General features: G+C 65.7%; 12 protein-coding genes and 2 pseudogenes. 8 read left to right on the top strand and 6 right to left on the bottom strand.

What is annotated here, in order from left to right:
• Position 1 precedes the first annotated feature (1 nt).
• The 3 genes from PW843_01150 to PW843_01140 form a co-directional block, all read right to left on the bottom strand.
• Entirely contained in the window at positions 2–718 is a 717-nt protein-coding gene (locus PW843_01150; GenBank protein ID MDE1145211.1) for an SDR family oxidoreductase, read from the bottom strand.
• A complete protein-coding gene (locus tag PW843_01145; protein ID MDE1145210.1) occupies positions 715–2,559 on the bottom strand; it encodes an alpha/beta fold hydrolase in 1,845 nt (614 codons plus the stop codon). The genes PW843_01150 and PW843_01145 overlap by 4 nt, the downstream gene beginning before the upstream one ends.
• Positions 2,560–2,791: 232 nt before the next feature.
• The gene (locus tag PW843_01140; protein ID MDE1145209.1) at positions 2,792–3,424 is read right to left on the bottom strand and encodes a peroxiredoxin; all 633 of its coding nucleotides are present in this window, start codon (positions 3,422–3,424) and stop codon (positions 2,792–2,794) included.
• Positions 3,425–3,542: 118 nt separating this feature from the next.
• On the opposite strand from PW843_01140, the gene PW843_01135 reads away from it, so the two are divergent.
• Entirely contained in the window at positions 3,543–3,758 is a 216-nt protein-coding gene (locus tag PW843_01135; protein ID MDE1145208.1) for a hypothetical protein, read from the top strand.
• Here the strand turns inward: PW843_01135 and PW843_01130 are convergent.
• A complete protein-coding gene (locus PW843_01130) occupies positions 3,740–4,048 on the bottom strand; it encodes a hypothetical protein (protein ID MDE1145207.1) in 309 nt (102 codons plus the stop codon). The genes PW843_01135 and PW843_01130 overlap by 19 nt on opposite strands.
• 777 nt (positions 4,049–4,825) lie before the next feature.
• On the opposite strand from PW843_01130, the gene PW843_01125 reads away from it, so the two are divergent.
• The 5 genes from PW843_01125 to PW843_01105 all read left to right on the top strand — a co-directional run bounded on the left by PW843_01125 (position 4,826) and on the right by PW843_01105 (position 9,940).
• Positions 4,826–5,857, top strand: coding sequence for an ABC transporter substrate-binding protein (locus PW843_01125; protein ID MDE1145206.1), 1,032 nt, complete (start codon positions 4,826–4,828; stop codon positions 5,855–5,857).
• 112 nt (positions 5,858–5,969) lie between these two features.
• Positions 5,970–6,701, top strand: coding sequence for an ABC transporter permease (locus PW843_01120; GenBank protein MDE1145205.1), 732 nt, complete (start codon positions 5,970–5,972; stop codon positions 6,699–6,701).
• The gene (locus tag PW843_01115; GenBank protein MDE1145204.1) at positions 6,701–7,492 is read left to right on the top strand and encodes an ABC transporter ATP-binding protein; all 792 of its coding nucleotides are present in this window, start codon (positions 6,701–6,703) and stop codon (positions 7,490–7,492) included. The genes PW843_01120 and PW843_01115 overlap by 1 nt, the downstream gene beginning before the upstream one ends.
• Positions 7,493–7,570: 78 nt before the next feature.
• Entirely contained in the window at positions 7,571–8,674 is a 1,104-nt protein-coding gene (locus tag PW843_01110; protein MDE1145203.1) for a hypothetical protein, read from the top strand.
• A 396-nt stretch (positions 8,675–9,070) separates the two neighbouring features.
• A complete protein-coding gene (locus PW843_01105; protein ID MDE1145202.1) occupies positions 9,071–9,940 on the top strand; it encodes a GGDEF domain-containing protein in 870 nt (289 codons plus the stop codon).
• A 154-nt stretch (positions 9,941–10,094) separates the two neighbouring features.
• Here the strand turns inward: PW843_01105 and PW843_01100 are convergent.
• Positions 10,095–11,883, bottom strand: a pseudogene (locus PW843_01100) (acyl-CoA dehydrogenase).
• A 424-nt stretch (positions 11,884–12,307) separates the two neighbouring features.
• On the opposite strand from PW843_01100, the pseudogene PW843_01095 reads away from it, so the two are divergent.
• Positions 12,308–12,358: pseudogene (locus PW843_01095) on the top strand (hypothetical protein).
• 130 nt (positions 12,359–12,488) lie between these two features.
• A complete protein-coding gene (locus PW843_01090; GenBank protein MDE1145201.1) occupies positions 12,489–13,091 on the top strand; it encodes a hypothetical protein in 603 nt (200 codons plus the stop codon).
• Positions 13,092–13,224: 133 nt separating this feature from the next.
• Here PW843_01090 and PW843_01085 read toward each other — a convergent pair whose 3' ends face one another.
• Positions 13,225–14,307, bottom strand: coding sequence for a sensor histidine kinase (locus PW843_01085; GenBank protein ID MDE1145200.1), 1,083 nt, complete (start codon positions 14,305–14,307; stop codon positions 13,225–13,227).
• Between the last annotated feature and the right edge of the window lie 41 nt (positions 14,308–14,348).

Here is a 14,348-nt window from a genome sequence, read left to right as displayed (position 1 = left end):
TTCACCAGGCGACGGCTTCGCCCAGCAGGTTGACGAAGGTGCCGCTGGCGATCCCGGCGGCGCCGGCCAGCACGGCGCGCTGGCGGCGCACGCTGTCGTCCACCTCCCACACCGCACCGTCGCCGCCCAGGTCCGTCTTGGTCCAGCCCGGCGCCATGGCGATGACCTTCACGCCCTGTTGGTGCAGGTCGATGGCCAGACCCTTGGTCAGCATGTTCAGCGCCGCCTTGCTGGAGCGGTAGGCGTGTGAGGTGCCATGGGTGTTGTTGGTGATGGAGCCGAGGTCGGACGACATCATCACCACCAGCCGTTCCCGCCCCAGCAGCAGGCTGGGCATCAGTCGGGCGGTCAGGCGGAAGGGGGCGATGACGTTGATGCGCATCATCTCCTCCCACAAATCATAGTCCATGCCCTGGACGGTCTGGCGCTCGCCACCGCTGGCCCAGCTGCCGCCATAGATGCCGGCATTGTTCAACAGCATGTCGATGGGCGTGTCCGACAGCCGGGCCGCCAGGGCGTCGATGGAGGCACCATCATTCACGTCCAGCGCCTCGATCCGCATCTGGTCCGGATAGGCGGCGTGCAGGTCGGCCAGGGCCGCCGCCTCGGCCGGGCGGCGACAGGTGGCGATCACCGTCTCCCCCGCCGCCAGGGCCTGGCGCACATGCTCCAGCCCGATGCCGCGGTTGGCGCCTGTGACGAGTATGGCGCGGCTCATGCGGCACCATCCAGGCGGATCACCACCTTGCCGAAGGCGCCGGCATTGGCCCGGGCGTAGGCCTTCTCCGCCTCATCGAAGCCGAAGACGCTGTCGATGACAGGGCGGATGCCCTTGTCGGCCATGAACTGGCTCAGCGCCTGCTGGTCGGCGCGGTTGCCCACCAGCACGGCGCTGGCCCGCAGGCCGGCGAACACCATGGGCAGGGCCGAGATCTCACCACCGAAGCCGTCCAGCGCGCCGATGATGGCCAGATGGCCGCCTAGGCCCAGGCAGGCCAACGACTTCGGTAGCGTGCCCGCACCGCCCAGTTCCACCACGTGCTGTACGCCGATGCCGCCGGTAATGGCCTTCACCGCGTCCACCCACTCCGGTGTCTGGGCGTAGTTGACGCCGGCGACGGCGCCCAGGGCCTTGGCGCGGGCGATCTTGTCATCGCTGGACGACAGCACGATGGGCTTGGCGCCGGCCGCCGCCGCGATCTGCACGGCGAACAGGGCGACGCCGCCGGTGCCGATGATCAGCACCCAGTCATCCTCCTGCACCTGCCCCAGGGTCTGTAGCGCACGCCAGGCGGTGACGCCGGCGCAAGGCAGGGTGGCGGCCTCTTCCCAGCTCCACCCCTCCGGCGCGCGGGTCAAGCCGTTTTCGGCCAGGATGACCTGGTCGGCGAAGACGCCGGGGCCGCCAGCACCCATGGCCGACATCACCGCCGGCAGGCTGACGCGTCCGTCCGCCCAATGCTGGAAGAAGGTGGAAACGACGCGGTCGCCGGCCTTCCACGCCGTGACACCAGGGCCCACGGCCACCACCTCGCCCGCCGCGTCGGTCAGGGGGGCGAAGTGGTTGGCACCGTTCACCGGGTAGCTGAGGTCGCGGATGCTGACGTCGCGGCGGTTGACCGACACGGTATGCACGCGCATCAGAACCTCGCCCGCACCCGGCGTCGGCACGGCCCGGTCGGCGCGTTTCAGGTCATAGCCGCCGGCGCCCAGGGCCAGCTCGTAGGCGCGGTTGGTCATGGTCGTCGTGTCCCTGTCGGTGTGGATGAAGTCGAGGAGGGCGCGGCCCATCTGACCGCTCTGCCGTTCCGGCGTCGCCAGGAAGGCCGGGCCGATCTGGCGCACCGGCACCTGGGGGAAATCCCGGCGGAAGCGGTCCAGCATGCCGCCCAGGGTCAGGGGATCGTCGGCCGCCTGCACCACCTGCACCGGGCATACCACGCGCCGGAACACATCGCCGAAATCCTGGGTGAAGATGGCGTCGAACGCCTGGTCGCGGCCCGCCATGGCGACCAGGGCGCCCAGGGTCTCCGCATGGACCAGGTCGCCGTCATAGTCGGGGTAGAGGCTTTTCATCAGCGACCAGGTGTCGGCCATGTGGCGGCCAGCCCGGTCGATGGGCGGCGCGTCGCCGATGTCGCGGCGCATCTTGGCCCGGTCTTCGGCCGGCGCGTACAGCACGCCGGACAGGGTCAGTGACAGCACGCGGCCGGGGGCCGCCGCCGCCATCTCTGCGGCGAAGTGGGTGCCGGTATGGTGGCCCACCAGATGGCATTGATCGATGCCCAGCGCATCCAGGGCGTCCAGCAGCCACCGGCCGTATTCTGGCGCCGTCGGGCGGCCGCTGGGCTGGAACGACTGGCCGAAGCCAGGGCTGTCCAGGGCGATGGCGGCGTGTCGTTCGCTCAGGAAATCCAGAAGCTTGGCGAAGCTGGCGGAGGACACCGGCGTGCGGTGCAGCAGCACGATGGGCGCGTCGCCGTGCGGGCCATCGACGCGGCGGTAATGAATCTGCCCGGCGGCCGTGTCGGCGTAGCCGTTGCGGATGGTGGATGTCATGCGGTCGTCCCCTCGCGTGGTCGGATCGACCTTGGCATCGGGGCCAAGGCCGCGCCACGCGGGGGGATCGCCTGCCCGACAGATGGTCGGGTGTTACTACTTTGTTCCTCAGGCGCCGGCAGGCCCATCCGGGCCTTTGGCTGTCCTCCCTTTCCAGTCCACTTCGTTTCCTGGAAAGGTCCGGCGGCCGCCGTCGCGGCCTAGCGGCGGCAAGGGCCTCCCGCCGCCGTTCCTACTTCGGCTGGGGCACAACCCGCAGATAGGGCTTCAGCGTCTTCCAGCCGTCGGGGAACTTGGTCTTGGCGGCCTCATCCGATACCGACAGGGCGATGATGACGTCCCCGCCCGCCTGCCAGTCGGCCGGTGTGGCCACGCTGTGGCGGTCGGTCAGCTGCAGGCTGTCGATCACCCGCAGGATCTCATTGAAATTGCGGCCCGTGGTCTGCGGATAGGTCAACAGCAGGCGCACCTTCTTCTTGGGGTCAATGACGAAGACCGTGCGCACGGTGTGCGTCTCGTCATGGTTGGGGTGGATCATGTCGTACAGTTTGGCGACGGTGCGGTCCGGATCGGCGATCAGGGGAAAGTTCAGGGCGGACCCTTGCGTTTCCTCGATGTCGCGGCCCCAGTCGCGGTGGCTGCCCACCGGGTCCACCGACAGGCCGATGGGCTTCACGCCGCGCTTGTCCCATTCCGGCTTCAGCCGGGCGACGGCGCCCAGTTCGGTGGTGCAGACCGGCGTGAAGTCGCGTGGGTGGGAGAACAGCACGGCCCAGCCGTCGCCGACCCAGTCGTGGAAATGGATGGGGCCGTCGGATGTCTCGGCCTGGAAATCAGGGGCGATGTCGCCCAGGCGTAAGCTCATGGCAATCCTCCATCGTTAAGGGGGCATTGATCAGGCGGGCATGGTGCCGCAGGCGGTTATGGGGTATCGGACAAGGGCCCGGTGTCGAGGGGCTCTTCAGCACGTAAGGATATCGGTCATGGAACTTGAGGATCGGCTGGCCGTGAAGCTGCTCGCCCAGGCACAGGCCTTGTTGGGCAAGGCCATGAACGAGACGCTGTGCACCCATCCCGACCGCCGCGTGGTGCGGGCGATGGTGGCGGAGGCGCAGGCCATGATCGCCGAGTTCGGCGACACCTATTTTGAGGATCGGTCCGGTTCGGGCCAGGGACGGGATCAGGCCGCTTCGGGCTGACCCGGGGCCTGGTCGCCCGCCTGCCAGCTGCGCCAGATTTCGCCGCGGCTGTCGCGGGTGCGGCGCTGGTCGGCCAGCGCGGCCTCCAGGCTGCTCACCGCCCGCTCCAGCGCCCGCACGCTGCGGAAACGCTGGCCGTCCAGGGCCTGGAACAGGCTGTTGGAGGCGAAGAACTGCACATCCCGGCCGTCCTCGACGGCCAGTCCCGCCGTGTGACGGGCGGTTTCGATGATGACGGCGGCGGGTGTGGGGGCCCGGCCCGTCTGCCGGATTTCGGTGTGCTGGCTCATGATGGCTTCCCTCTACACCCCCGCCATTACGGGGGTGTGAATGCAACACGATGGTTTTATGGCGGGTGCGGCTGTGGCCGGCGGGACGCGGATGCCGCGTCCGGCGGGGCATCAACAGCGGCTGCCCATTCGTGCGGGGGGACAACACATCATCAGCCCATGGGCGCAGGATTCGCCTTTGGCGGGGGATGTCAGGGTCGGGAAAGTGTTGGTCATAGCCTTGTCCTTCACGTTCCGGAGGAACCACGAAGGGGCTTCGTGGCGCTTTAGCGGTTGGTGACGCGGCGCAAGCTGCTCCGTCAAATGGCCGCGGGCCGGTGGCCGGGATCCTGCCTGGTGGGGAACGAACGGGCGGTTGTTCCATTAAGGGCAGGACCCCGGTGCCGGGCCGGGGAAAGGGGCTGGGAAGGTCCCTTTCCGTGAAACCAAAACTGTCACTGGCGGGCTTTGCTGTCAATATCGATTCAAATGACTAAATTTTAATGTGCAATTGAGAATTGCGCGATACGCCGCCCTTTTTGGGGCGTGATGGGCCGGTTCGGTAGGGCAATCGATCACCCGGCATGGGCCGAGACCGGTGGATGGGTTTTACGGGTCTGCGACAATTCAACATATTGCCGTGTGAATTGAATATATGTCCCGCCCGCCGGGATGGGCATTGACAGCATTCTCTCCCTGCTGATCCTATGCCGCTCGGCTTAATCCCCATAATTCCCGTTCAGGTGGCATCGTGACGCCACACCCCAAGAACGGATCGTCCTGGAAGGGAGTGTCCTCATGCGTCGTCCCGGTTCTTTCCTGCTGCGTGGCCTGATGACGGCGTTGCCGGTCGTGGCCGCCCTGGCCGCCGCCATTCCGGCGCGGGCGGCCGACCCGGTGATCCACATCGGCTACATCCCCGTGCTGGGGGCGGCACCCGCCTACATCATCAGCCAGGAAGGCTGGGACAAGCAGGCGGGGTTCGAGCTGAAGCTGACGCAGTTCGACAGCGGCCCCAACATGATCCTGGGCCTGGCCTCGGGCACGCTGGAGGCCTACATGGGCGGCATCGGCCCGCTGATGGTTGCGGGCTCGCAGGGCATCGCGGTGAAGGTCGTGGCCTCCACCGCCGTGGAGGAACTGGTGGTGGCCGCTGGCCCGGATCTCGCGGCCGAGGTGGCCAAGGGCGGCACGAATGCCGAGGCCATCTCCCGCCTGGCGGCCAAGCTGGGCCGGCCGGTGAAGATCGCGACGCAGCCGCCGGGCTCCATCCCCGACACGGTGCTGAAGTACTGGCTGCAGGAGGATGAGCATGTGGACCTCACCAAGGTCCAGATCGTGGCCCAGGGCATCGACGCGACACAGCAGTCGCTGCTGGCCGGCGCGGTGGACGCGGCGGCCGTGCGTGAGCCGGCGCTGACCATCATCCAGGACCGCCTGCCCGGGGTGAAGGTGCTGGCCTACGGCAAGGACATGCTGAAGGATCAGCCGGGCACCGTGCTGGGCGTCACCGGCGCCTTGGCCAAGGACCATCCGGAACTGGTGCAGAAGCTGGTGGAACTGGTGGACAAGGCCGTCACCCTCATCCACCAGGATCCGGCCCGCGCTGCGGCGGACGTGGAAAAGGTGCTGGGCCGCGGCATCATCGACGTGAAGACGATGCAGCGTGCGCTGACCTCCCCCGCCTCGCAGTTCGTGGTCGATCCCCGGCGCATCGTGGAAAAGACCAAGACCTTGCAGGACTTCCAGGTGAAGATCGGCGTCTTGAAGAAGGCGGAGCCGCTGGATACCCTGTTCGACGCCAGCTATTACGAAAAACTCCACAAGTGAGCATCCTCGTTTGACGTCACCGCCTGACGCGCCCGGGACGGCCCTGCCGGCCCCGGGCAAGCGCATTCCGCCCTCCGTGTTCCAGACCCGTCCGGCCAAACGGCACCGGGGGCTGTGGGCGTTGCTGGGCGTGATCGCCTTTCTGGCGGTGTGGGAGGCGGTGCCCCGCCTGGGCCTGGTGCGGCCCGTGCTGCTGCCGCCGCCCAGCGCCATCCCTGCCGCCTTCGTGGCGGAGGTGCAGAGCGGCCAGTGGACGGACGCCATCCTGCACAGCCTGGTACATTATCTGTGGGGCCTGGTCGTCGGCTCGGTGGCCGGCATCGGCCTGGGCGTCGTCACCGGCATCAGCCCCCGGCTGGAGGATTTCACCAGCTGGGTGGTGCGCCTGCTGCGGCCCATTCCCGGCCTGGCGTGGGTGCCGTTCGCCATCATCTGGTTCGGCATCACGCCGCTGGCGGCCACCTTCATCATCGTGCTGGGCGTCTTCTGGATCAATTACTTCGCGGCGCTGGCGGCGGTCCAGGCGGTGGACCGCGACCTGCTGGAACTGGCCGACGCCTTCGGCCACCGCTCCACCACCGCCAAGCTGGTGAAGGTCGTGCTGCCGGCCTCATCCGGCGCCATCCTGGCGGGCCTGCGCACCGGCCTGGGCCAGGCGTGGATGTCGGTGGTGGCGGCCGAGCTGTTCGGCGTGCCGGGCCTGGGCCAGCGCATGATGCAGGCCAGTTCGCTGCTGGCGACCGATATCGTCATCGTCTACATGGCCACCATGGCCCTGTTCTACGGCCTGGTCGACATGGGTTTCGTCGCATTGCGCGACCGTCTGATGCGCTGGAAGCCCTGATGCCCGATACCGATACGGCAAGCATGATCGAGATCCGGGACATCAGCCTGGCCTTCCCCAACCCGGCCAGCCCCGACGGTCGCACCGTCGTGCTGCGCGACTTCACCCTGTCGGTGGCGCCGGGTGAGTTCATCGCCATCGTCGGCGCGTCCGGCGTGGGCAAGTCCACCCTGCTGCGCGTGGTGGCCGGGCTGGTGAAGCCCAACAGCGGTACCGTCGTCCATGCCCCGGCCGCCCCCCTCAACGGCCGCCGCCCTTACGGCCTGGTGTTCCAGGATGCGCGGCTGCTGCCCTGGCGCACCGTGCGCTCCAACGTCGCCTTCGGCCTGGAAGGCCTGGGCCTGTCGCGCGCGGAACGTCGCAGGCGGGCGGAGGAGGCGTTGGCCTTGGTCGGTTTGGCCGACAAGGCTGGCCGCTGGCCGCATCAGCTGTCGGGCGGCCAGCGCCAGCGCGTGGCCATCGCCCGCGCGCTGGCCATCGACCCTGACCTGCTGATGATGGACGAACCGTTCGGCGCGCTGGACGCCATCACCCGCCAGGCCCTGCAGGATGAACTGCTGGACCTGTGGCGGCGCACGGCCAAGACCATCCTGTTCGTCACCCATGATATCGACGAGGCCGTCTATCTGGCCGATCGCGTCATCCTGCTGGCGGGCGCCCCGGCGACGATACGGTCGGAGGATCGCATCGTCGCCGACCGGCCGCGCCGCCGCGACGACGGGGCCGCCCGCGCGCTCGCGACCCTTATCCGCGACCGGTTGTCCGACCTGATGGACGGCGGCGGCATTTAGAGCGGACCGCGATCAGGTGGACCTGATCGTGTGAATTCGCTCTATCATCAACAGCTTAAGAGCAAGATGCGATCACGGGTGATCGCATCTTGCTCTAGTTATCCCTATTGTTTCCTTCGTTTTGCGGAGAAGAAAATTAGCTGGTTCATCGGGTTTTTGATTGCGGTTGCAACCACGTGCTGTGCTGTTGTAATGAAGGTGTGGGATATTGAGACAAAATCTCTTCCCGCCTCTAAGAAGCGGCTCGCTGTTGTCAGCAGGGCAATGATATTAAAATTCATGTCAGTGTATCGATTTCAGTTCGATTTAGATATGTTCGAATATTTTTTTGGAAAAAGCATCTTTTCAATAAAGAGAGTCTTTGCTGTTCTCGTTTCTACCGTCATGTCTTTTTTATTTGTTACTGCGATGTATGGTGTATTTTTGCCATCAGCTAATTACCAGTTATTTGGGGCGATTAGAATATACACTAGGTGGATGGCTGAGGGTGCCATTGGGCTCTTTGTCGTTACGCTATTCATAGATATTGTTTCTACCCAAAAGACAATATTCTTCATAAGAGCATCAAGCGGAAAAATTAGGATGAGAATATTTTTTTTATTGATAGATACAATATTAACCCCAGCTTTTTTCCTGATTCTATTCCCTATCGGTTATTCATTGGTTTCCGTCGTTTCGATGTATGGAGTTAATCTGCCATTTGATCTGAATATGCCGGGAGGATCAACTGTACACATAAGCAGCTGGTTTGATTATTTTTTTGCTGGAGTCCGATATAATTTTAATGAGTCGTCCTCGTACGTGGTTGAGTTTCTATCAAATATCTCTCATGGAAAAATTCAGGCGACGTTTTTAAGAATTCCTGTATCATTGAACGGGATGAATTTGGCAGATTATGTAGATACTACTGGTAGGTATCCCGTTGCTGGTTATGCTTATCCATTCTTGCATTCATTCTTGGCAAGTTTCTTTATAATAATATGGATGTTTGTGTTAATTTTCGGAAAGATTATTGCCTTTATTGTCAGATTAATCCCCAGGTTTATGAGAAGAATCTATATATCAGCGTCACAAGACGTGGCAATCAGAGAGTATCCTGCAGTATTTTTAGCACTTACTGTGGCAGCTATTAGTTTTTTTGTAATTGCGGCTGTCGCCACGGTGGTGAAAATAATGAAATAGCCATGCGCCCAGTCGAGGTCTAAATTTGTCGTTGTTGCGCCGCAGCACTTCCCAGACACCGCCTTTCGTGTAGGCTACGGCTTGGGACAATCGTGCAAGAGGGGGCTATGACGGGGCTGGACGGCAGGGCGCTATTCCTGTTCATGTCTTCGGTCAGCCTGGCCGTGGCGCTGTTCCTGTTCCTGCTGTGGCGGCGTGACCGCGACCGCCACCTGCTGGTCTGGACCGTAACCTTCCTGCTGAACGCCGGCGGCCATGCCCTCCTGGGTGCACGCGGCGTTTTCCCGGATTTTCTCAGCATCGTCGTCGCCAACACCATGCTGTACGCCGCCATGCTGACCCTGGTGTGGCGGCTTACGGCTTTTCCTGGGGGCGGGGGTCGGCCCCCGGCGCTTGATGGTCTACGGGCTGCTGGCGCTGGCGTGCGCCGTGGCGCTGCACATCCATTCCGCCTACCGGCCGGATATCGGCGTTCGCGTCTGCCTGATGTCGGCCCTGACCGGCGGGGCGGCAATGGCCGTGCCGCTGATGGTGGCGCGGGACCGGGACCGGCGCCGGCGGCCGGTGGATCTGGCGCTCGCCGCTTCCTTCCTGGTATTCGGCCTTCTCATCGGGGCGCGCATTCCCCTGGCGCTGTGGCGTCCGATCCAGGGGGATGCGCATGGCCTGCCCGTGGATCTGTTCCTGCTGGCGGCCCTGCAGATGTTCATGCAGGTGTTCTGGGGCGTGGGCCTGGTGTCCATCCATGCAGAACGCGTGATGAAGCAGTTGCAGGACCTGTCCAACACCGACGAGCTGAGCGGCCTGGGCACCCGCCGCGCTGTGGAACGCGCCCTGGCACGGGAGATGGAGCGCGCGTCGCGCACCAGCCAGCCGTTGTCGGTGCTGATGCTGGACATCGATCATTTCAAGGCCATCAACGACTGTTACGGCCATCTGGCGGGCGACGCCGCCATCCGCCAGGTCGGCCGGACCATCACCGGCCTGCTGCGGCCCTACGACATGGCCGGCCGCTTCGGCGGCGATGAGTTCTGCATCCTGCTGCCCCACACGGCGGTGTTCCAGGGGCAGTCCATCGCCCAGCGCCTGTGCCGGGCGGAGTACCAGGTGATGCGCGATGGTGGGGAGCCCCTGGGCCTGACGGTCAGCGTCGGCGTGGCGGCCTTCGATCCCGCCGACGCCGATCCCCACGCCCTTATCCGCGCCGCCGATGCCGCGCTGTACCGCGCCAAGCGGGGCGGCCGCAACCAAGTCGTATCGGCTTGATTACACTGCTTCCCTCAAACGGCGGGCGCGGCCATCCGGCCGCTGGGCTATCCTCGGTTTCCAGTCCGCCTGCGGCTCCCCGTAAAACCTGCGGCTGCTGCGGTCGCAGCCTATGGCGGCATGAGGTAGACCTCATGCCGCTGGTGGGCTCTCTTCAGAACTGATCCTCGCCCAGCGCCACTACGGTGCGGTGGCCGTCGCGGATGACGTCGGCCAGGCCCAGGGAGGGGTTGAGCACCTGTTCCACGAAGAACCGCGCGGTGATCAGCTTGGCCTCATGGAAGGCCGCGTCCTGGCCGCGCATCAGCGCCTGGTTGGCGGCGATGGCGCCGCGGGCCAGCAGGAAGGCGCCGGTGACGTTGCCGAACAGGGTCAGGTAGGGGACGGCACCGGCGGCCGCCGCGCGCGGATCGGCCTTCAGATGATCCACCAGCCAGGCGGTGGCGCCCTCCAGCGCCGCGATGCCCCGCGTCAGGCCCTGGGCGATGGTGGCCAAATCGTCGCCCGGCTGGCCGGCGGCATCCTCCGCCGTCTCCCGCATCAGGGCGAACAGGGTGTGGGCGGCGGCCCCGCCATCGCGGCCCAGCTTGCGGAACACCAGGTCATTGGCCTGGATGCCGTTGGTGCCCTCGTAAATCGGGGCGATGCGGGCGTCACGGTAATACTGGGCGGCCCCCGTCTCTTCGATGAAGCCCATGCCGCCGTGCACCTGCACACCCAGGCTGGCGACCTCCACCCCGATGTCGGTGCTCCATGCTTTCGCCACGGGGGTCAGCAGGTCGTTCAACAGGCCGGACGCCCTGGCGGCTTCCGGGTCGGGATCGCTGTGCCGGCCGTCCAAGGCCGCGGCGGTGAAATAGACGATGGCGCGCGCCGCCTCCACCTTGGATCGCTGGGTCAGCAGCATGCGGCGCACGTCGGGGTGATGGATGATGGTCACCGGCTGCGGTCCGCCGGCCAGGTCGCGGCTCTGCACCCGCGTCTTGGCATAGTCCACCGCCTGCTGGTAGGCGCGTTCACCAATGGCGACACCTTGCAGGCCGACGCCCAGGCGGGCGTTGTTCATCATGGTGAACATGTATTACGATGCCGCGGTTCTCCTGCCCGACCAGATAGCCGACGCAAGCGCCCTCGTCGCCGTAGCTCATCACCGCCGTCGGACTGCCGTGGATGCCCAGCTTGTGTTCCAGGCTGACGCAGCGGGCGTCGTTGCGGGCGCCCGGTGTGCCGTCGGCGTTCAGCAGGTATTTCGGGACGATGAACAGTGAGATGCCCTTGGTGCCCGCCGGTGCCTCCGGCGTGCGGGCCAGCACCAGGTGGACGATGTTGTCCGACCAGTCATGGTCGCCATAGGTGATGAAGATCTTCTGGCCGCTGATGCGGTAGGTGCCGTCGTCCTGGCGCACCGCGCGGGTGCGCACGGCACCCACGTCGGAACCGGCCTGCGGTTCCGTCAGGTTCATGGTGCCGGTCCATTCGCCGGTGATCAGCTTTTCCAGATAGGCCTTCTTCTGCTCCTCCGACCCGTGGGCGGTCAGCAGTTCCACCGACCCTTGCGTCAGCAGCGGCCCCAGCGCGAAGGACATGTTGGCGCTGGTCCAGGTTTCCATCAGGGCGGTGGACAGGGTCCAGGGCAGGCCCTGGCCGCCATGGTCGGGCGCGAAGGGCACGCTGTTCCAGCCGCCCTCCACGAACTGGCGGTAGGCGTCCTTGAAGCCCTCGGCGGTGCGCACGCCCTCATCCGTCAGCTTGGCCCCCTGGCGGTCACCCACCACGTTCAGGGGGGCCAGCACGTTGTCGGCCAGTTTGGCCCCTTCCTCCAGCACGGCGTCCACCAGGTCGGCGTCGGCGGCCTCGAAGGCGGGGAACTGGGTGATGCGGTCCAGCCCGACCACGGAATTCAGGACGAAACGGATTTCCTTCAGCGGGGCGCGGTAAGTCATGGGTCCTCCCGGGGACCCGCCGGTGGCGGCCCAACGCTCCCGGGCTCAGGTTTCCGGAGGCGGGCCCGCTGCTGCCGGCGGAATGCTCAATGTTGTTGGGCGGGCGGGCCCGTCATTGAACAGCCAGGGCCGCGTCCCGTCGACGCGGGCACCATCCTGCCGGGATGGTGCGGCGTGGGCAAGCTTTGGCGCGCGGCGGCCCATGTCGCCGCACTTGGCACGTCCCTTGCTTTCCTATTCGGCCAACAATGGGTCGGCCCCGTCGGCCGGTCGTTTTCCAGTTATGTGAGGCACGGTCGTGAACACCGCACTGTCCACCACGCAGTTGACTGCAGCACAGGGTTTCGGCACCTCGGCCCCCGCCCGGATCGTGGCCGCCGTTCAGCAGGCCAGCAACCGGGCCGGGGTAGATTTTTCCTATCTGATGAAGCAGGCGTCCGTGGAAAGCGGATACAACGTCAACGCCAAAGCCAGCACCAGCAGCGCCACCGGCCTGTATCAGTTCACCGACTCCACATGGCTGAACATGGTGCAGCAGCATGGAAGCGAGGTCGGCCTGGGCCAGTACGCCAGCGCCATCAAGACCCGCAGCGACGGCAGCCTCTATGTCGCCGACGCCGCCACCCGGCAAAAGATTCTCGTACCTGCGCAAGGATGCCGGCACCTCGGCCATGATGGCGGCCCAGCTGGCGCAGGACAACAAGACCACGCTGCAGCAGCAGGTGGGCGGCAGCATCGGCAGCACGGAGCTGTACCTGGCCCATTTCCTGGGTGCCGGTGGCGCCTCCAAGTTCCTGAACGCGCTGAAGAAAAACCCCAACCAGTCGGCTGATGCCGTGGTACCCGACGCGGCCGACGCCAACGACGCGGTGTTCTACGACGACAACGGCAAGGCCCTGTCCCTGGGCCAGGTCTACGACCATTTCGCCAAGAAGTTCGACGGCGCCACCTCGGACAAATATGCCGGGTCCACCACCCTGGGCACGGTGCAGACGGCCGACAGCTCTTCCCAGCCCTGGGACATGGTGCGGGGCGCCAGCTCGTCGAAGATGCCGCTGTCCACCTACACCATCATGATGCTGAACGCCCTGGCCGCCCCCACCGACGATGATGATCAGGAAAAGCAGGACGGCTACGACCAGCAGCAGGACCGCATGACCACCAACCGCGCGCCCAACATGGCCGCCGCCTATATGGTTAATGCATGAGGCGCGGCCCTCAAACGCCGGTCGCCTGGGCTTATCCTCGCATTTCAGTTCGCTGACGCTTCCCAAAACGCTCCGGCGGACGAGGGGAGCGTCCTAGCGGCATGAGCCAAAATCCCATGCCGCCTGGATGATTTTAAGTCTCGGGCGTTACGGGCACCGATAGCCAGGCTTTCAGGCCACCGTCGCTGGCCTGGCCCAACTGTCCGCCGCATTGCCGGGCCAGCTGCTCCAGCAGGGGCCGGCCCAGGCCGGTGCGCGGCCGCAGGGTCTTGCCGGCGGGACCGGAATCTTCTGCCGGCCCTGGCGTGCCCGGCGGGGCGGAAGTTGCCGTGGGCGGCAGGCCCACGCCGTCATCCTCCACCCGCAGCACCCACTGGTCCCCCTCCGCCGCCAGGCGCACGACGATGGTGCCGGCGCGGCCGTCCGGGAAGGCGTATTTCAGGGCGTTGATCACCAGTTCGTTGGCCGCCAGGCCCAGCGTCACGGCGGCGCGCTGCGGCAGGTTCAGATCCCCGACCTCCACCGCGAAGGTGATGGGCCGGCCGCCGGCATGGGCGGCGGCCAGATTGTCGACCAACTGGCCCAGGAAGGTTCGCGCCGGCACGAAGGGTTCGCGCTGCAACCGTTGCAGGCTGGAATAGACCAGGCCCAGCACCCGCACCCGTTCGCCGGCCTTGGCCAGTTCCGCCGCCTCGGCCCCGCCCGCCCGCGTCTCCGCCACCATCAGCAGGCTGGAGATGGACTGAAGGTCGTTGCGGATGCGGTGATAAATCTCACGCAGCAGCATCGCCTGCTGCTGTTCCGCCCGTTCCAGGCTGTCCATGGTGTGATGCAGGGCGGCGACGATGGCCACGACCACCAGGCTGATGACGATGAACAGGGCAGGGCCCATCCATCCCCGGGGCGGCATCGCCGCCAGCCGGTCGCCCAGGGTGGCGGCCTGCCGCATCAAGGTCATGCCGTCATCGGCAGGTGCGATGAAGGGCAGGGCCAGCAGGGTGCTTAGCGCCACGGCCGCCAGGCCGGGCCCCCGGCCAAAGCACAGGGTGCCCAGCACCAGCGCCGGAAAGAATTGGATGACGGGATAACCGTCCAGGAAATCATCCAGGACGACGCGCAACCCGAAGGCAAGCAGGACCAGCAGGGCGGCGCCGGCATAACGCAACGATGCTGGGCGCCGGCGCAGGGGCAAAAGGGCGGCGATGACAGACTTCATGGGGCGGATCATACCGCCCTCCCGGACCGTCACACTATCCT

The organism is Azospirillaceae bacterium (genome assembly GCA_028283825.1).
Classification (GTDB): domain Bacteria; phylum Pseudomonadota; class Alphaproteobacteria; order Azospirillales; family Azospirillaceae; genus Nitrospirillum.
Note: the sequence above shows the minus strand (reverse complement) of the source record. Positions and strands in the feature narration are given on the sequence as shown.

Bases quoted from the DNA above. Each gene is read 5' to 3' on its own strand.
- PW843_01150 (MDE1145211.1), bottom strand. From the start codon at position 718: ATGAGCCGCGCCATACTCGTCACAGGCGCCAACCGCGGCATCGGGCTG.
- PW843_01145 (MDE1145210.1), bottom strand. From the start codon at position 2,559: ATGACATCCACCATCCGCAACGGCTACGCCGACACGGCCGCCGGGCAG.
- PW843_01140 (MDE1145209.1), bottom strand. From the start codon at position 3,424: ATGAGCTTACGCCTGGGCGACATCGCCCCTGATTTCCAGGCCGAGACA.
- PW843_01135 (MDE1145208.1), top strand. From the start codon at position 3,543: ATGGAACTTGAGGATCGGCTGGCCGTGAAGCTGCTCGCCCAGGCACAG.
- PW843_01130 (MDE1145207.1), bottom strand. From the start codon at position 4,048: ATGAGCCAGCACACCGAAATCCGGCAGACGGGCCGGGCCCCCACACCC.
- PW843_01125 (MDE1145206.1), top strand. From the start codon at position 4,826: ATGCGTCGTCCCGGTTCTTTCCTGCTGCGTGGCCTGATGACGGCGTTG.
- PW843_01115 (MDE1145204.1), top strand. From the start codon at position 6,701: ATGCCCGATACCGATACGGCAAGCATGATCGAGATCCGGGACATCAGC.
- PW843_01105 (MDE1145202.1), top strand. From the start codon at position 9,071: ATGGTCTACGGGCTGCTGGCGCTGGCGTGCGCCGTGGCGCTGCACATC.
- PW843_01090 (MDE1145201.1), top strand. From the start codon at position 12,489: ATGTCGCCGACGCCGCCACCCGGCAAAAGATTCTCGTACCTGCGCAAG.
- PW843_01085 (MDE1145200.1), bottom strand. From the start codon at position 14,307: ATGAAGTCTGTCATCGCCGCCCTTTTGCCCCTGCGCCGGCGCCCAGCA.